The organism is Hymenobacter bucti, assembly GCF_042681145.1.
In the GTDB taxonomy this organism is placed as follows: domain Bacteria; phylum Bacteroidota; class Bacteroidia; order Cytophagales; family Hymenobacteraceae; genus Hymenobacter; species Hymenobacter bucti.
The window spans coordinates 605,759-623,787 of the sequence record NZ_JBHUFD010000005.1; the positions used below are offsets into that span (position 1 = coordinate 605,759).

14 protein-coding genes are annotated in these 18,029 nt (G+C 59.9%); 7 read left to right on the forward strand and 7 right to left on the reverse strand.

Annotated elements, in window-relative coordinates; all coding sequences use genetic code 11:
- Positions 1-212 precede the first annotated feature (212 nt).
- From ACFSDX_RS14620 to ACFSDX_RS14635, 4 genes are all read left to right on the forward strand, one after another.
- Entirely contained in the window at positions 213-1,637 is a 1,425-nt protein-coding gene (locus tag ACFSDX_RS14620) for a glycoside hydrolase family 30 protein (RefSeq protein ID WP_382314777.1), read from the forward strand.
- Between the two features lie 122 nt (positions 1,638-1,759).
- Entirely contained in the window at positions 1,760-3,250 is a 1,491-nt protein-coding gene (locus ACFSDX_RS14625; RefSeq protein WP_382314779.1) for a glycoside hydrolase family 30 protein, read from the forward strand.
- Between the two features lie 154 nt (positions 3,251-3,404).
- Positions 3,405-4,853 carry a glycoside hydrolase family 30 protein gene (locus tag ACFSDX_RS14630; RefSeq protein ID WP_382314781.1) on the forward strand — a complete coding sequence of 483 codons (1,449 nt, stop codon included), beginning with the start codon at positions 3,405-3,407 and terminating at the stop codon, positions 4,851-4,853.
- A gap of 206 nt (positions 4,854-5,059) precedes the next feature.
- On the forward strand, positions 5,060-5,767 hold the full coding sequence (locus tag ACFSDX_RS14635) for a GDSL-type esterase/lipase family protein (RefSeq protein ID WP_382314783.1): 708 nt from the start codon (positions 5,060-5,062) through the stop codon (positions 5,765-5,767).
- A gap of 651 nt (positions 5,768-6,418) precedes the next feature.
- Here the strand turns inward: ACFSDX_RS14635 and ACFSDX_RS14645 are convergent.
- From ACFSDX_RS14645 to glmM, 7 genes are all read right to left on the reverse strand, one after another.
- A complete protein-coding gene (locus ACFSDX_RS14645) occupies positions 6,419-8,005 on the reverse strand; it encodes a GH39 family glycosyl hydrolase (RefSeq protein WP_382314787.1) in 1,587 nt (528 codons plus the stop codon).
- Between the two features lie 104 nt (positions 8,006-8,109).
- Entirely contained in the window at positions 8,110-9,147 is a 1,038-nt protein-coding gene (locus ACFSDX_RS14650) for a ComEA family DNA-binding protein (protein WP_382314789.1), read from the reverse strand.
- A gap of 266 nt (positions 9,148-9,413) precedes the next feature.
- Positions 9,414-10,424 (reverse strand): hypothetical protein, encoded by a 1,011-nt coding sequence (locus ACFSDX_RS14655; RefSeq protein ID WP_382314791.1) that lies wholly within the window; start codon positions 10,422-10,424, stop codon positions 9,414-9,416.
- Between the two features lie 67 nt (positions 10,425-10,491).
- Positions 10,492-11,535: a hypothetical protein gene (locus tag ACFSDX_RS14660; protein WP_382314792.1), complete on the reverse strand. Its 1,044-nt coding sequence runs from the start codon at positions 11,533-11,535 to the stop codon at positions 10,492-10,494.
- 138 nt (positions 11,536-11,673) lie between these two features.
- Positions 11,674-12,339 carry a hypothetical protein gene (locus tag ACFSDX_RS14665; RefSeq protein ID WP_382314794.1) on the reverse strand — a complete coding sequence of 222 codons (666 nt, stop codon included), beginning with the start codon at positions 12,337-12,339 and terminating at the stop codon, positions 11,674-11,676.
- Between the two features lie 93 nt (positions 12,340-12,432).
- Positions 12,433-13,575 (reverse strand): cysteine desulfurase family protein, encoded by a 1,143-nt coding sequence (locus ACFSDX_RS14670; protein ID WP_382314796.1) that lies wholly within the window; start codon positions 13,573-13,575, stop codon positions 12,433-12,435.
- A gap of 93 nt (positions 13,576-13,668) precedes the next feature.
- Positions 13,669-15,060, reverse strand: a complete 1,392-nt coding sequence (glmM, locus tag ACFSDX_RS14675) for a phosphoglucosamine mutase (protein WP_382314798.1) — start codon at positions 15,058-15,060, stop codon at positions 13,669-13,671.
- A 124-nt stretch (positions 15,061-15,184) separates the two neighbouring features.
- On the opposite strand from glmM, the gene mazG reads away from it, so the two are divergent.
- From mazG to ACFSDX_RS14690, 3 genes are all read left to right on the forward strand, one after another.
- Positions 15,185-16,024 carry a nucleoside triphosphate pyrophosphohydrolase gene (gene mazG, locus ACFSDX_RS14680; protein ID WP_382314800.1) on the forward strand — a complete coding sequence of 280 codons (840 nt, stop codon included), beginning with the start codon at positions 15,185-15,187 and terminating at the stop codon, positions 16,022-16,024.
- A gap of 286 nt (positions 16,025-16,310) precedes the next feature.
- Positions 16,311-17,192 carry a MotA/TolQ/ExbB proton channel family protein gene (locus tag ACFSDX_RS14685; protein WP_382314802.1) on the forward strand — a complete coding sequence of 294 codons (882 nt, stop codon included), beginning with the start codon at positions 16,311-16,313 and terminating at the stop codon, positions 17,190-17,192.
- A gap of 197 nt (positions 17,193-17,389) precedes the next feature.
- Positions 17,390-18,025 (forward strand): ExbD/TolR family protein, encoded by a 636-nt coding sequence (locus ACFSDX_RS14690; protein ID WP_382314804.1) that lies wholly within the window; start codon positions 17,390-17,392, stop codon positions 18,023-18,025.
- Positions 18,026-18,029 lie beyond the last annotated feature (4 nt).

Below are 18,029 nucleotides of genomic sequence, written 5' to 3' on the forward strand. Positions count from 1 at the left end.
GGGTTGGGGAAAAGTGGATAAAGAACTATCCGGCCCCGGAGCGACTTGCTTAGTAACTCAAAATCAATACGCTTGTCCTTGCGAGGAGGCACGACGAAGCAATCGCACCCGAACGGCGTACCTAGGGCTCGTCCTGATGCGATTACTTCCTCACCCTTTCTCGCACTGGCAAGCGTTCTTTTTACTCTCTCCTCTACTTCCACCCTACCTGTATGCTATCTGTTTCTGTTTGCCGCTGGGGCCTAGGGGCCGTACTCGCCCTCACGCTGGTGCCGGGCTACGGCCAGCGCGCCAAAACCAACGCCCAGGCGGGCGTGGCCGTCTGGCTCACCACCCCTGACCAAGCCCAGCGCTTGCAGCCGCAGGCCGCGCGCCTGGCTTTCGGCAAAGCCGCAGCTACGGGCGCGGTGATTGAAATTGATGATAGCCAGCGCTTTCAGACGATGGATGGCTTTGGCTACTGCCTCACCGGGGGCAGCGCCGAGCTGCTGCACGCCATGAGCGCCCCGGCGCGGGCCAAGCTGCTGCGCGAGTTGTTCGGCACCGCTGGTAATGAGATTGGCGTGAGCTACTTGCGCCTGAGCATCGGGGCCTCGGACCTCGATGCCCAGGTATTTAGCTACGACGACCGGCCGGCGGGCGAAACCGACCCCACGCTAGCACACTTCACCCTAGCGCCCGACGAGAAGTACCTCATTCCGGTGCTGAAGGAAATCCTCGCCATCAACCCTAGCATCAAACTCATGGGCTCGCCCTGGAGCCCACCGACCTGGATGAAAACCAACGGCGAGAGCAAAGGCGGCTCGCTCAAGCCGGAGTTTTATGGCGCCTATGCGCAGTATTTCGTGAAGTACCTCCTAGGTATGCAGAAGCACGGCATTCGCCTCGACGCCATTACGGTGCAAAACGAGCCGCTGCACCCCGGCAACAACCCCAGCCTGCTGATGACCGCCGAGCCACAGGCCGAGTTCATTGGCCAGCACCTAGGGCCGGCCTTTAAGGTGGCGGGGCTCAAGACCAAAATCATCTGCTACGACCACAACGCCGACCGCCCCGACTACCCCCTGACGGTGCTCGGCAATGCCACGGCCAACCCCTACGTCGATGGCTCGGCGTTTCACCTCTACGCCGGTCCCATTGAGGCGCTGAGCAAGGTGCACGATGCCTTTCCGACCAAAAACCTGTACTTCACCGAGCAGTGGACGGGCTCGAACACCACTTTCGAGAGCAACCTAGGGTGGCACGTGAAGAACCTCGAAATCGGGGCGCCGCGCAACTGGGCCCGCACTGTACTCGAGTGGAACCTAGCCGCCGACCCGCAGCAGAACCCGCACACGCCGGGCGGCTGCACCGAGTGCCTGGGCGCCATCACGCTCGCCCCCGGCGACGCCGTGACCCGCAACGTGGCCTATTACACCGTGGCCCACGCCAGCAAATTCGTGCGGCCCGGCTCGACGCGCATCGGCTCGACCACCGCGGCCGGGCTGCCCAACGTGGCCTACCGCACGCCCACCGGCGGCCACGTGCTGCTGGTGGTGAACGACCAGGCCACGGCCCAAACCTTTAGCCTGCGCTACCTAGGGCAGGCCGCGCAAGCCACGCTGCCCGCGGGCGCCGTGGCCACCTACGTGTGGTAACGATGTGAAACGGAGTAGCACTCCGTTTCCGCGTTCGCCCGTGCCCTGGCGCCAAACGGAATACCACTCCGTTCTACAAGCCGCGTTACGGCGCTTTCCTCCCCATTCTACTCATTCTCCATATGACTTTTCCCACCCATTTTCGTCAGTCGGCCGGCTTGCTGCTGGCGGCCACTTTGCTACTCGGCGGCTGCACCAAAGACGACTCGTCCAGCACGCCTACGCCGACACCTACCCCATTGCCTACTCCTGCTCCAACCTCCCCGGCGCAGGTGGCCGTGTGGCTGACCATGCCTGACAAATCAGCGCTATTCTACAACCAGCCCGCGGGACTGAATTTTAACGCAGCCGCCAACTCGAACGCAACCATCGCGGTCGATACGACCCAGACCTACCAGACGATGGATGGCTTCGGCTACACCCTCACCGGGGGCAGCGCCTACGTGCTGAGCCAGATGACGGCCGCCAACCGGGCCGCACTGCTCCAAGAGCTGTTTGCTACGGATGCGAACAATATCGGCGTCAGCTACCTGCGCGTGAGCATCGGGGCCTCGGACCTTGATGCCCAGGTATTCACTTACGACGACGGCAGCCCCGACCCCACGCTGGCCAATTTCAGCCTGGCGCCCGACCAGCGCTACCTGATTCCGGTGCTGAAGGAAATCGTGGCGATTAACCCCAGCATCAAAATCCTGGGCTCGCCCTGGACGGCCCCGACTTGGATGAAGAACGGCCCGACCTCGGCCACCAACCCCAACCCCAGCCCGGTGGGCGGCTCGCTCAAGCCCGAGTACTACGACGCCTACGCCCGCTACTTCGTGAAGTACATCCAGGGGATGCAGGCCCTAGGTGTCCCGATTGATGCGGTGACGCTGCAAAACGAGCCGCTGAACCCCGACAATAATCCGAGCATGAAAATGACGGGCGCCGAGCATGCTGCCTTTATCAAGAACAACGTGGGGCCGGCCTTTCGAGCGGCTAATCTCACAACCAAGATTATTGCCTACGACCACAACCCCGATGCCGAGGGGCTGGCCTTTGTAAATACCGTGCTCCGCGACGTGGGTGCCAGCGCCTACCTCGATGGCTCGGCCTTCCACCTCTACGCTGGGCAAATGAGCGCCTTGACTCAAATCCACGACGCCTACCCCGCTAAGAACGTGTACTTCACGGAACAGTGGACACAGGCGCCCGGCAACTTTACCGCTGACCTCACCTGGCACGCCAACAACTTGATGGTGGCCGCACCCCGCAACTGGAGCCGCAACGTGCTGGAGTGGAACCTCGCCAACGATGCCACCTACGGCCCGCACACGCCCGGCGGCTGCACCGAGTGCCTAGGTGCTCTCACCATCAGCGGCAACACTGTGACCCGCAACTCGGCCTACTACACGGTGGCCCACGCCGCCAAGTTCGTGCGGCCCGGCTCAGTGCGCGTGGCCACCAACGCCCCCGACGGCCTGGCCAACGTGGCCTATAAAACGCCCGCTGGCAAGCGCGTACTGATGGTCGTGAACACCGGCTCGACACTCAAAAGCTTTAATATTCAATACAAAGGCAAGCTAGCCAGCACCTCGCTCTACGGCGGCGCGGTGGCCACCTACGTGTGGTAGGCGCTTGTCATTGCGAGCACAGCAAAGCAATCTTTCCTTCACGCATGGCAGACGTCCGCTGATGTAAAGGAAAGATTGCTTCGTCGTGCCTTCTCGCAATGACAAGCTCGCTTTTCGTTTAGCTGTCATTCGCTTCCCCGCTTCTCCTCTTATTATGACCACTAGACTTCTTTCCCTGGCACTGCTGTCGGCGCTGGGCCTGGGCCGCGCTGCGGCCCAAACTACTTACTCGGCGGCGGGCAAAAAAGCCCAGGTATTTACTACCGCGCAGGGCACCAGCCAGCGCCTGGCGGCGGGCGCGGCGCTCAGCTTTCAGCCCGCCCCGCAGCCGGCCGAGACGCAGGTGTGCGTGTTTATCGACCCTAGCCATTCGTTTCAGACGCTGCTCGGCATCGGCGGGGCGCTCACCGATGCTTCGGCCGAAACGTTTGCCAAGCTGCCCAAAGCGCAGCAGCAAGAGTTTTTGCAGGCTTATTACAGCCCTACCCAGGGTATCGGCTACTCTCTAGCGCGCACACACATCGGCAGCTGCGACTTTTCAAGCGCGAGCTACACCTATGTTAAAGAGGGTGATAAAAGCCTGAAGAGCTTCAGCATCAAGCATGATGAGAAGTACCGCATTCCGTTTATCAAGCAGGCCACGGCGGCGGCGGGCGGTAAGCTCACGATGTTTGTGAGCCCCTGGACGCCGCCAGCGTTCATGAAAACCAACCACGACCTGCTGCACGGCGGCAAGCTGCTACCCGAGTTTCGGCAGCCCTGGGCTGACCACTACGTCAAGTTTATCGAGGCCTACGAAAAGCAGGGCATCCCGATTTGGGGCCTGACGGTGCAGAACGAGGAAATGGCCACCCAGAAGTGGGAATCGTGCCTGTACACGGCCGAGGAGGAGCGCGACTTCATCAAGGAGTACCTAGGGCCGACGCTGCAAAAAGGCGGTATGGGCGACAAAAAACTTATCGCCTGGGACCACAACCGCGACTTACTGTACCAGCGCGCCAGCACCGTACTCGACGACCCCGCGGCGGCCAAGTACATCTGGGGCATCGGCTACCACTGGTACGAAACCTGGACCACCAGCGGCCCGCTCTTCGACAACGAGCGCCGCGTGCACGAAACCTACCCGAACACGAATTTGATATTCACGGAAGGCTGCGTCGAGAACTTCAAGTTTGACCAGGTGAACGACTGGAAGCTCGGCGAGCGCTACGGCAACTCGATGATAAACGACCTCAATGCCGGCACCGTGGGCTGGACTGACTGGAACGTGCTGCTCGACGAAACCGGCGGCCCCAACCACGTCGGCAACTACTGCTTCGCGCCAATCATCGCCGACACCCGCACGGGTAAGCTCATTTACACCAACGCCTACTACTACATCGGGCACTTCTCGAAGTTCATCCGCCCCGGCGCCAAGCGCGTGGCCGCCACCACCAACCGCGACTGGCTGCAAGCCACGTCCTTCGTGAACACCGACGGCAAAGTAGCCGTGGTGGTGATGAACAGCGGCGACAAGCCCCAGGAGTTTCAGCTGTGGGTGAAGGGCCAGGCCGCGGCCACCACCAGCCCCGCGCACTCCATCGCCACGTATGTCATTGACTAGGGCGTTTCTTAATCCTGTGCTGTTCTGACTGCCTGACGCCGAGCCACATCCCCTCTCCTTCGGGAGAAGAGCTGGGGATGTGGTAATACGGGCAGCAAGTCTAAGAATATTCTCAAGCAGCAAGTTGCTTTAAGTAGCTTGCTGCTGCTTGGCAAGCGCCGATGCGAGCTACGTAGCTGCTGGTTGCTTTACTTTCCTCAATTACTATGTCTTTCGTGCACACCCTGAATGCGCTGGCGGTATCCGCCGCGCTGCTGATGCCCCTGGGCGGCTGGGCCCAAACCACTGATTGGGCCAACCTAGGGCGCTACGCCGAGGCCAACAAACAGCTACTGCCCCCCACGGCCAGCCGGCCGCGGGTAGTACTCATGGGCAACTCCATCACCGACAGCTGGCCCAAGACCGACACGGCGTTTTTCGCCGGCAAAACCTACGAGTACATCGGCCGGGGCATCAGCGGGCAGGTATCGGGGCAAATGCTGCTGCGTCTGTGGCCCGACGTGCTAGCCTTGCAGCCCAAGGTGGTCGCCATCCTGAGCGGGGCCAACGATATTGCCGAGAACGCCGGGCCCTACAACCCCGAAGCTACCTTCCACAACATCACCGCCATGGCCGACCTGGCCCAGGCTCACGGCGTGCGCGTAATCCTGTGCTCGGTACTGCCGGCCTACGATTTTCCCTGGCGCCCCGGCCTAGAACCAGCTCCTAAAGTGTTGGCCCTCAACCAGCGGCTCAAGGCCTACGCGGCCCAGCACCACCTCACCTACCTCGACTACCACACCGCCATGGCCGACAGCCGCCAGGGCCTGCCCACCGCCCTGGCCACCGATGGTATTCATCCTACCCTGGCCGGCTACCGCATTATGGGGCCGCTGCTACAACAAGCCGTAGCCCAGGCCCTGCGCCGCAAGTAGCCATTGGGGCAGCTTCTGTATTCGTAGATGAGCTTATAACGTGTATAATACTTTGTACAACCATCATAAGCTCAACTTTTAGAAGCAATGACGAGTGTGTAGTAATAGGCCCTAATAAGCTCACTAGTTATGCACTCGATTGTAGGTCGGGTTTTTTGGTGAATACTCCACCAAAATGCTATCCCCAATGTGTAAAGCCGGATTATGAGAATTACCCTCGTAGTTCTTTCCCTGTAAGGCGAACTGATAGGAGTAGGTGAATTGGTACGAAACAGGACTATTCCCTACGTAATTTTTCTTATCAATTACCACAGCTTTGGTTGTGAAGACTCCCTGCGATAAAGCCGCTGCCTCCTGGCGCCAACGAGTGCAGGCTCGGAGGAAGTAAGCTGACAAAAGCAACAGGATGATTATGCCCAGCCAAGCCTGGATATCAAAACTTGCCTTTCTTACCTGTTTGCTCTTTGCCAAAATTGCACTTACCTAAACTTTTGCGATTTCAAAACTAAAAGCAAATTAGAACTCGTCTTCTTGGTAAAGAATGACTGGCAGCCTAGCTCTCTAAACTCCCGCCGCCGCAGGGGCCGCCTAGGTAGCAGCGGCTAGGGCACTACCCGCTGGTTAACGAAAGCCGGGCTTCCAGAACCGGACTTAGGAGGCCAGTTGGAGCTTGAGTAGGTAGACATCGTTCTCCCGCAGTGGCAACGTCAGGCGCAGCCCGCCGTCGGCATTGACGCGAATTTTCCGCTGCTCCTGCGCCTTACCCGTCGCCTGCGCCTTGAGCGAGGTTACTTGCTGCTTGCTCAACTGGGCCGGCGAACCCATGCCGATGTACGCGGTATAGGCGTCGTTGCGCTTGTACCCTACCTGCGCGATGGTGGCGAGGTACACGCCCGGGCGCAAGCCCTTTACCTGAATAGTGGCGTTCCCTTTATCCTTGGCCGGCAGGTCCTTGATAAAGTATTGCTGGTTGTTGAGGCCGTCGGGAAGCGTTCGGGTGTAGTCCCAGAGGAGCAGCCGCAGATTGCCCTGGCCGTCGGTGGTTGCGAGCGACTGGCCGTCGTTGCTCTTTAGCTCCGTGGCGAACAACTCGTTGAGGTACTGGTAGGCGAAGTAGGCTGGTTTTTTGATTCCCTGGGTATTCATCAAGCCAAACCCACCGTGAAAGGCCTCGCTGCGGGGCCCCGCCTCCTCAAAAATATCCGAGAACACCCAGTACGACATCGATTGGGCAGTATTGCCGACTTGCTTTAGCTTCTGGAGAATGTAGGCCGCCTGGTGGTAGCTATCGTGGGTGGGGTCGGCCGGCGTGTAGGAAGAGCTCCATTCGGTGTAGTGCAAGGCCAGCGTTGGCCGGGCCGACTGCTGGATTTGCAAGCGGTTTTTCTGAACATCGCCGCTGACGGCTTGCTCGTCTTTGCTGAGCACGGTGCCAGTGGTGCCAAACTCATCGAGAAAGCCCTGCTCAACCCCGTAGGTGTGCGTGCTCACAAAGTCCAGCGGCACCTGGTTTTGAGTGCAGAAGGTAATCATTTCGGGAATCCACGCGGCCCCCGCCGTGGCCGGGCCGCCCACCTGGTAGCGGGCATCGACCCGCTTGATGGCGCTGGCCGCGTAGCGATAGAGCTGAAAGTAATCGGCCTGCGACCCAGTCCAGAAACCCGCCAGGTTCGGCTCGTTCCACACCTCAAAATACCAGCTGCTGACCTCCGCCGCCCCGTAGCGGGCCGTGAAATGCTGGGTCAAGGCCTCAATCAGCTTGCCCCACTGCTCGTAGCTGCGGGGCGGGGTTACATTGCCCCGCCACCAAAAAATAGTTTTGTCGCCGCTGGCCAGGGCCGAGGGCATGAAGCCCAACTCAACAAAAGGCTTGACGTGGATACTGAGCAAATAATCGTAGAGCACATCGATGTACTGAAAATTGTAGTGCTCCTTGCCCTGGGCGTCTACGCGGTACAGGCCCATGTCATCGGTCAACAGCCCGTGCATCCGGATGTAGCGAAAGCCGGCATCGTGCTTAATCTGGGCCAGCTGCTGCTGCCAGTCGGCCCGCAGGCCCTCGTTGGCGCGGCCCGCCCCAATGCACGCGTTGAAGGTCGGGCTAAGCTTGCCTTTGATGGCCTGCAGGTTAACCTCAATCGTGCGTTGCTGCGCCCAGCTCTGCGGAGGCCGCACGAGCAGGCTAGCTAGCAGGAGTATTACCATTGTTTTAGTACGCAGTACCGCAAAGAATTTCATAGCTGAAAGTAAGAAAACGAAGCGCTAGCGTGCTGGCTACGGCACGTGGGTGAGATATACGCCGGGTAAAGTACGCTTTTTGCTTTTGCTGCGGCCCTAGGTCCTCATTCGCAGCGCACGTAGGGCCGCAGCTTGGCAAAGCTTTCCTCCTTTAGAATCTTAATCTGGCGCAAATCCTCGGGTGTTTTATACGGACCGTGCTGCTTGCGGAAGGCCACAATGAGCCGGGCCAGCGGCTTGCCCACGTAGGGGTGCGGCCACAGCTCATCGAAGGTACCCGAGTTGATATTGACGGTCTGGGGCACGAAGCCAGCAGCCACGAATGTGTACTTGCGCAGGCTGTCCACGAGGTCGGGCGCATCGCGCAGCACAAATACATCGGCTAGCTGGGCCTCGTCTACGTAGCCACCCAGCTCGTTGCGGCGCAGTACTATCCACTTGGCCCGCCCCCGGCCGATTCCCTTGATTTGCTGGAGCTGCGTGGTATCGGCCAGGTTGAGGTCGAAGGGCTGCAAGTGCGCGGGCTTGCGCGGAAAGCGGCTCGGGGCCGCACTAGCAAAAGGTGCGTTGCCGCCGCGCGCCGCGTAGTCGGGGCGGCCCGGCAGTGCTTCAGGCAGCTGCATAAACGGCGCCAGCCGCTGGTACACTGAATCGGGCAGGCCGTAGATGCGCTGCACTTGCGCCTTAGCCCGGAAGCCGCCCGCTTTCTGGCCGTAGTTGACAATGCGCCCCGCCACGAAGTGCGGCACGCCGCGCGCCTCCCAGTCCAGGGCCGTGAGGGCGTTGGGGTCGAAGGGCGCGAGCTGCACCTGCACCACGTCTGGGTAGCGGCGGGCATTATCGGTGCCGTAGCTGCGCCGCCCGGCGTAGCGCTGCCGCTCCACCGAATCGGAAAAAGCCAGCCGCTTCGACAGGTTAGCCGCCCAGGTGTCGAGCTGCTGCTGGTCGGCGGCGGGCAGGTAGCTAGGGTCGGCTGGGCGTAGCAGCCCGGGCAGCACGGCCACGCCCAGCATCAGCAAAAGCAACACGACCAAGCCCCGCGTTTCGCCCCGCGAAAAGCTAAAATAACGTCGTAGCCAACGCGCAATAATGGCCGGCCCCTTAGGTGGGCGCGGGAGGGGTGGCGGGGGCGTAGCGGGCATAGCAGCAAGCAGTTGGGGCTCGCCAAACTATGGCACCGCTCAAAAGCCGGGAAATATAAGCTCGCCCGTAGGTATTGCCCACCAGGTGGACTCTGAACCCTGCGGGGCACTCGGTTGGCAACAACCCATCTACTCAATATAAAAAGACCCCAGCGGGGCGACCCCTTCGTTCGGAAAGGGTCGCCCCGCTGGGGCTTTACATTACCTAGTGACTAAGCGGACTACCGACGCGCGGACCCGCAGGGTCCACGGTACCCCGAGCTAGCTTACTGCGGCAGCGTGAGCAGGTAGCCAATCGTGAAGTTGGCGTCCCAGTCAAAGACAAACTGCTTGCAGCCAGTGGCTTCGGCTACCGAGCGGTAGATATTGAGGCCGGCTTTGCCCTTGGCATTGTCAAGCTGGTAGGCGCTGGCGGCGTCGAGCACGGTGTAGCGCTCCTTGCCCTGGCGGACTTTCTTGGCCATCTCAAACGGAATGCCACCAATGATGAAGCACGTCTGGCGCAGGCCGGCGGGCACTTGGTTGGCTTTGGCTTTCACGTCGGCGGCCACGGTGGCATCGTCGGTGTTCTGCCCAAAATACTTGGCGCCGTAGGTTTCTACCGACTTAGGCGCGCCGTTGACCAGCCACGAAATTTTGGTATTGCCCGAGCCAATGTCCACCACGAAGGCCTTGCTAGCGTAGCTCGGCGGCAGCACCGAGCGCAGACCCAGCACGCCTTCTTTCTCGGGCGTCACGGTGTTCACCACGTATTTCAATGCTGATAACTGCTTGATAATCTTTTGGGTACCCGCGGCTTTCTGCGCGCCCGAGCTCACCACAAAGTGAATGTCGCGGCCCGCCACGCCGTTGTCGAGCATCTTGCCGATGTACGATTTCAGCCCGCTGCGCACGTCGTCATCGGTGGCCATATTCTCCAGGACCAAGCTGTTGCCAAACTCGGCTTTTTCCAGCTTCCAGTTGTGCTGGGCGTCGGTGCGCACGATGAAGGAGTTGAAGCCGCTGGCCCCAAGTTCAACTACGCCGCGCAACCGCCCGCCGGTGGGCTCGGGCGCGGTATAGGTGAAAGGCACGCGCTCGCCGGCCGTGGCGGCCGGGGCGCCGGCCACCTCGGCGGTGTCGCTACTAGCAGCATTCGAGCTAGGTGCCTCAACGGCCGTAGGGGCTGTGGCGGGCGCGGGCACCCGGTCGCCCAGAAAGTAGCGGATGCCGAAGTAGATACCAATCAGCACGATAGCCGTAATCAGGAGACGGCCGGCGACGGTCAGGTTTTGCATGGGTCTAAGGTAGGTAAAAGGTGTCGGGGATTAAAAGAACGGGTAATGCACACCTAGGGCGCGCCGTTTATTCCAATAAGCTGCGGTAGCCGGCATCCTTGGCCGGGGCAGAGTCGTAGCCGGCCGGGCCGCCGGGGCGCGGCACGGGCGCCAGACTGTCGGCGCGGCCTTCGAGCTGCACCAGCTTGAATTCGCCTTTGTTGTAGGCTTCGAGCATCGCCTCGCCCTTGTCGGAGAGGATGCCGTTTTGCACGTCTACCGAGTTGATAAAGTCCATCGAGAGGTCCATGGCGCGCTTCATTTCGCCCAGCTTCTGGCTCATGTCGTCCTGGATGTATTCCATCGATTCGTCGAAGTAAAACTTCTTGTCGGGGTCGCCCTTGAAGATGCTCACCGCCGTGCGCAAGGCGCTTGAGCTTTCCTTCACAATCTTGTATTCGGCCTCCTTCAGGCGCACTTTTATCTCGGTTTCCTTGATGATGTAGTCGGCGCTCTGGTTGACTTTTTCCATGAAAGCCAGTACCATTTTAATGTTGCGCTGCAAGGGCAGCAGCTTCTCGTTCATCTCCTGTAAGCCCGCGCCCTCGATGGTGGCCAGCGAGGCGGTTTCCTTCATGCCGGGCCGGTCGAGCATGGTGCTGGCCTTGTTGGCTTCGGCAAATTTTTGCTTGATTTCGACGTTGTTATCGGCTATTTTCTTGTTGAGCTTCACCATTTGGCCGGCTAGGGTATCAATCTGGCCCTGCATTTTCTGGCGCTTATTTTTGAGGTCGCTGATGTAGATTTTAAGAATCGCAATCGGGTCGAGTTGAATGACGACGCCCGTGAGCTTGCGCATCAGCGTTTTAAACAAAAAGAAGAGACCCGTACGGATGTCGCGGCTCGTGACTAGGAACACCAGCACGCCCAGTGCCCCCAGCAAAAAGGCCAGATGCAAGGTATTGGTAGCCACCTCAATCAAGAATTTCACAATCTCGTTGAAGTAAAACAGGCCGGTGCCCGCCAGCCCGGCCAGCACCACCAGCCCCAGAATACCTTCGGGCCGCGACCAAAACGAGCGTTTTTCAGCGTCGGTGGTGCCGCCCAGTTGCGAAAAATCGGGAGTAGCCATGAGGAGAAAATGTTAAGAGAGCGAGTAAGCAACAACAAAATATCGGTCATTGCGAGCGCAGCGAAGCAATCGCAGCCGATTCATATATCGCCGTCTACGCGGCCCGCGTTACAGGCGTAACGCCCAAAGCTATATTCTCTATTTCAAATACTGCGCAATCCGGGCGAGGTCAGCGCGGATTTGGCTGGTGAAGTGGCCGTAGGTGGCCTCGTAGTTCTGGCGGTTTTGGTTGAGGCGGCCACTTTGCTCGGCCACCTCGCCGCCGATGGCGGCTAGCCGGGCCGTGTTGGCCGCCAGCTTCTGCTGAATCTCGGCCAACTGCCGCGTCAGGGCCTCCGAGTCGGCTTGCAGCTGCTGCTGCTCGCGCTGCAAGCCGCCCACGCGCTCAGCAATAGCCGCCTCCACGCTCTGGCCAAACGCTTCGCGGTCCTTGTCCAAGATGGCCAGGTACTGGTTAGCGGTACCCGCGAGGTGGGCCACGTCGGGGGCGCCCCCTAGGGCCTTAAAGCTGGCCCAGGCCGCCTGGTACTGCTGGTCTTCGCTGAGGCCCAGGCTGGCCAGGCTACGCAGCGTTTCGCGAAACTCGAAGTAGTCGGGGCCCGGCAGGTTGTTCTTGGCCAGCACGTTGGCAAAGTGCTCGGCGAATTTGGTATCGACGCTGCCGCTGGGTACGGGGCTGCTGCCTACTGGCGCCGGGCCAGCGCCAGCAGGTGCCGGGCTGGCCGGGGCCGGCTTGCCCGACAGGCTTTCCTCCTTGATGAAAAAGCTCAGGATTTTGTGGCCGAGATTATCAGAATCGGGCATGGCGGGCACGGGGTAAGGGTTAGGTACCGCAATACTAGCGCCCAATGCGCCTTACAGCTCCCTCCCCACTATTGCCCTACCTAGGGCCCGGGCTTACTTCAGCACCGGCTGGTAGAGCTTGATTAGCTGGGCCGCGGCATAATCTACCTCGGCCTCGGTGTTGAGCCGGCTCATCGAGAGGCGCACGGTGGGCCGGTTGGGGTCGGCGCCGAGGGCCTCCAGCACGTGCGAGCCGAGCTGTGCCCCGCTAGTGCAGGCCGAGCCGCCCGAGGCCGCTACCTTGCTGATATCGAGGCTAAAGAGCAGCATCTCACTGATGGGCGACGGCGGCAGGCTCACGCTCAGCACCGTGTAAAGGCTCTGGTCGGCCACGGCCGAAAGGCCATTGAACTGCACGTCGTCGATGCCGGCCCGCAGCTGCTCGATAAAGCGGTTTTTGAGGCCTTGCACGTGCTGCCGGTGGGCAGTCATGTCGCGGCAGGCTATTTCCAGGGCCTTGGCCAGGCCCACGATGCCGTACACGTTCTCGGTACCCGACCGGATGTTGCGCTCCTGCGAGCCGCCATGGATGAGCGGCGCTACCTCCACGCCCCCGCGTCGGTACAAGAAACCCACGCCCTTGGGGCCGTGAAACTTGTGCGCCGAGCCCACCAGAAAGTGGTTTTGGAGCTGCTGCACATCGTGGGCGTAGTGGCCCATCGTCTGCACCGTATCGGTGTGAAAAATAGCATCGTGGCGCGCGCAGATTTCGCCGATAGCCTTGATATCGTTGAGGTTGCCTAGCTCATTGTTGCCGTGCATGAGGCTTACGAAGCTGCGCGGTTTGGTGGCCAGCAGCTCCTCTAGGTGCCCTAGGTCGAGGCGGCCGTGCTCGTCGTGGCGCAGGTAGCTAAGCTCGGTTTCGCCGCTTTTAGCCAGCGCCTGCAAGGGGTGCAGCACGGCGTGGTGCTCCAGGGGCGAGGTGATAGCGTGGCGCAGCCCTAGGGTGCGCACACTGCCAAAAACAGCGTAGTTGTCGGCCTCGGTACCGCCCGAGGTAAACGTGATTTCGCTCGGCGCGGCATTCACCAGCTGGGCCACCAGCTTGCGCGCCTGCTCGATGGCCGACCGCACCTGCCGCCCCGGCCCGTGCAAAGAGCTGGGATTGCCGTAGTGCTGGCCTAGGTAGGGCAGCATGGCATCCAGCACTTCGGGGTCAAGAGGGGTAGTGGCGGCGTTGTCGAAGTAGGCGTGCATGGAAATCAATGAGCAATTAACAATGGGCAATGAGCAGAATCAATAAGCAACGAACAATCTAAAGTAAGCTGCTCATTATTCATTGCTACTTGCTCATTGATTAATGATTTCCTTGATATCGGCGATAATCTTCTTGGCCAGATGCTCGGCCGTAGCGTTCGAGTCTGACTCAGCGTAGATGCGGATAATGGGCTCGGTGTTAGACTTGCGCAGGTGCACCCACTCCTTGCCAAACTCAATTTTCACGCCATCAATCGTGTTAACCGGCTGCTTGGCGTAGCGCTTTTGCATCTGCACCAGCACTAGGTCGGTGTCGATATCCGGCGTGAGCTCAATTTTATTTTTGGAGATAAAATAGCTTGGGTACGAGTTGCGCAAGCGGCTCATTGTGAGGCCGGTCTTGGCCAGGTGTGTCAAGAATAGGGCGATGCCCACCAGCGCGTCGCGGCCGTAGTGCAGCTCGGGCAGGATGATGCCGCCGTTGCCCTCGCCGCCGATGATAGCGCCGGTTTCCTTCATTTTGGTCACCACGTTCACCTCGCCCACGGCGGCGGCGGTGTAGGTGCCGCCGTGCTTTTCGGTCACGTCGCGCAGGGCGCGGGTGCTGCTGAGGTTGCTCACGGTGTTGCCGCCGCCGTTCTCTTTCAGCACGTAATCGGCCACCGCCACCAGCGTGTATTCTTCGCCGAACATCTCGCCGTTTTCGCTCACCAGGGCTAGGCGGTCCACATCGGGGTCCACCACGATGCCGAGGTCAAAGCCGCCTTTTTCCAGAATTTTGGCAATGTCGCGCAGGTTTTCAGGCAGCGGCTCAGGGTTGTGGGCAAAGTCGCCGGTGGGCTCGCAGTGCAGCTTCTCCACCGTTTCGACCCCCAGGGCCGCCAGCAATTGCGGCACAGCCAAGCCACCCGATGAGTTAACGGCATCAACTACCACCCGAAAGTTCTTCGCCCGAATAGCTTCGACATCGACCAGCGGCAGCGCCAAAATGGCGTCGATATGGGCCGTTAGGGTCGTATCGTCAGTGGAATACTGACCTAGCTTGGTTACCGGCGCAAAGTCGAAGGCTTCGCTGTCGGCCAGCGCCAGCACCTGCTGCCCGTCGCTGTCCGAAATAAACTCGCCCTGCGCATTCAGCAGCTTGAGGGCATTCCACTGCTTGGGGTTGTGCGAGGCCGTGAGGATGATGCCACCCGCCGCCTTGCGGGCGGGCACCACCAGCTCTACGGTGGGCGTAGTCGAGAGCCCTAGGTCCAGCACGTCCAGGCCCAGGCCTTGCAGCGTGGCCGCCACCAGCCGGCTCACCATTTCGCCCGACAGGCGCGCATCGCGCCCTATCACTATCAGCTTGCTGCCAGTGCTTTGTTTAGCCGCCCAGGTGCCGTAGGCCGCGGCGTATTTTACTACGTCGAGCGGCGTCAAGCCTTGCCCAGCCGGCCCGCCAATGGTACCCCGGATACCGGAAATCGATTTTATGAGCGTCACGGTTTGTTTCTTTAGCCTGCAAAAGTAACCCTGCTCCCGTTTTTATGTACGCCAACTTGGGCTACAGCCCTGCTTGGCGTGGCCGATTTGGGCCCTACCCAGCAGGTTATTTCAATTTTAATCTATGACCGAAAATCCGCTCCTTGCCCCTGGCCGCCGGCCCAAGCAGCTCGCTGCCTTTGGCCGCCTGCTCGATGTGCTCGACCGCTTGCGCCGCGAATGCCCCTGGGATAAAAAACAGACCCTGGAAAGCCTGCGCCACCTCACCATCGAGGAAACATACGAGATAAGCGACGCCATCCTGCGCCAGGATTTACCCGACCTCAAGAAGGAGCTCGGTGATGTCATGCTGCACCTCATTTTCTACGCCCGCATCGCGGCTGAGCAGGGCGCCTTCGACATTGCCGACGCCCTCAATGCGCAGTGCGACAAGCTTATTTACCGCCACCCGCACATCTACGGCGATGTGCAGGCCGACGACGAAGACGCCGTGAAACGCAACTGGGAACAGCTCAAACTGAAGGAAAAAGGCAACACCGGCGGCGTCCTAGGGGGCGTGCCCACCTCGCTACCGGCTCTGGTAAAAGCCATGCGCATTCAGGAAAAAGCCCGCGGCGCGGGCTTCGATTGGGAAGACCCCGCCCAGGTGTGGCTAAAAGTGCAGGAAGAGCTGGCTGAGTTTGGGGCTGAGTACGGCCACGGCCAGCCGCCCGCCGACGCGGCCCAGGCCGCCCGCGCCGCCCAGGAGTTTGGCGACTTATTATTTTCGCTGGTCAATTTTGCCCGCTTCGCCGGCATCAACCCGGAGGAAGCCCTCGAGCGCACCAACCGCAAGTTTATCGGCCGTTTTCAGTACCTTGAGGCCGCCGCCGCCCGTGCCGGCCAGCCCCTGGCTGCGCTGACGCTGGCCCAAATGGACGTGTACTGGGAAGAGGCTAAAAAAAGCGTAGCCCTGCTACCCTAGGCCAACCTTCAGGCACTGCTTACCATTGGCAACTTCACGAAAAACATAGCTATGTAAAGGCCTAGCGTCAAGCTTAGTTTTAGCGAATTTGACCAATGGCACCGTGTGTCATTTTCAAAAAAAAAGTTGACTAAGCAATGATTTTCGTGGCTTAGGCGTAGATTCGGCCCCGAAAGTTGCTTTGGTCTGCCCAGTGCTAATTAATCTGACCTGGCAGCCAAGTTATTTCATCGCCTCATTTTATACCCCCTCACACCAACCCCCACCTCCTACACCTCCCGGACACATGGAACAGAAAAATGCTGTAAACCCGAGCGCTCGGCCCGCTGCCTCGGCCGCTCCCACTGCCGCTCCCGCCAAAAGCAGTGGGGGTGCCTCGCTATTCTCGGTTATTGTTATCATCCTCGCCTTCATCCTGAGCGAGATTATTTTCCACGTCGTGATGGGCGACGGCAGCCGCTTCAAGGGCGGTCTGAATGCCAACGACCCGCTGCCCGGTGACTACTTGGCCACTATGTACAAAGGCGGGGTTATCGTACCCTTCCTGATGACGATGTTCCTCTGCGTAATCACGTTCTGCATCGAGCGCGCCCTGACCATCTCGCGTGCCAAAGGCAGCAAGAGCATCGAGTCGTTCGTGCGTGGCGTACGTCAGAAGCTGAACACCAACGACATCAACGGTGCCATCGCCCTCTGCGACCAGCAGAAAGGCTCGGTAGCCAACGTAGTTCGCGCCGGCCTGAAGAAGTACCAGGAAATGGGCCGCGAGCACACCATGAACACCGACCAGCGCGTACTGGCCATCCAGAAAGAAATCGAAGAAAGCACCGCGCTGGAGCTGCCAATGCTGGAGAAAAACCTGGTTATCATTTCGACCATTGCTTCGGTAGCTACGCTGGTAGGTCTGCTCGGCACGGTATTCGGTATGATTAAGGCCTTCCAGGCCCTGGCCCAAGCTGGTAACCCTGACGCTACCGCCCTGGCTTCGGGTATCTCGGAAGCACTCATCAACACGGCCCTAGGTATCGGTACCTCGGCCCTAGCCATCATTGGCTATAACTACTTCACCAGCAAGATTGACGAGCTGACCTATAGCATCGATGAGGCTGGCTTCAGCATCATCCAGACGTTCGCAGCCCAGCACGGCGCGAAAGGTCAGGAGTCGTAGGCCATTGGCACAAAAAGGGGGTGGACGGTGTTAAATCGGCCGTCGCCCCACTTTTTTTTCTGGCTGCGTGTGCAATCGTGCTAGGCTTGGCATCTACCATCTGACAGCGGGCCCGACCGCCCCCTGCGATGGTTGTACCCCCTAAGCCTTTTTCGATGTCTCCAGTCAGTTTTCGCCACTTCTAACATTTCCTGGCAATGCCTAAAGTAAAACCGCACCGCACCTCACCATCGCTGGACATGACCCCGATGGTGGACCTAGCGTTTCTGCTGGTAACGTTCTTCATGCTCACCACGCAGTTTCGTCCCGACGAAGCTGTGGTGGTAGACACGCCTTCCTCGACCTCGGACATCGTGGCCCCGGAAAGCGACCTGCTCACGCTTACGATTGACAAGGACAAGCGTGTGTTCATTGGCATCGACAAGCAGCCCACCAAGGCTGCCGCCTTGCAAGCGATTGCTGCCCGCCGCGGCCTGAGCTTTACGCCGAAGCAGATTAAGGAGTTCTCTTTGCTCAACAGCTTTGGGGCGCCTATCGAGCAGCTCGGCAGCTACCTCAACAAAGACACCGAGGAGCGCAAAGCCCTCAACAAATCGCTGCCCGGCGTGCCCATCGACTCCTTGAACAATCAGATGATTGACTGGGTGCTGGAAGCGCGCAAAGCCAACATACAGAACTTCCAGAAGCCGCTGTACATGGTGATTAAGGGCGATGCAGGTGCTGACGTTGGCACCGTGCAAAAAGTGATTGCGCAGCTACAAGAGAAGAACATCAACCGCTTTAACCTCGTGACGAGCCTGGAAATGGCGCCGACCGAAGCCAAAGCTAAATAGCTCC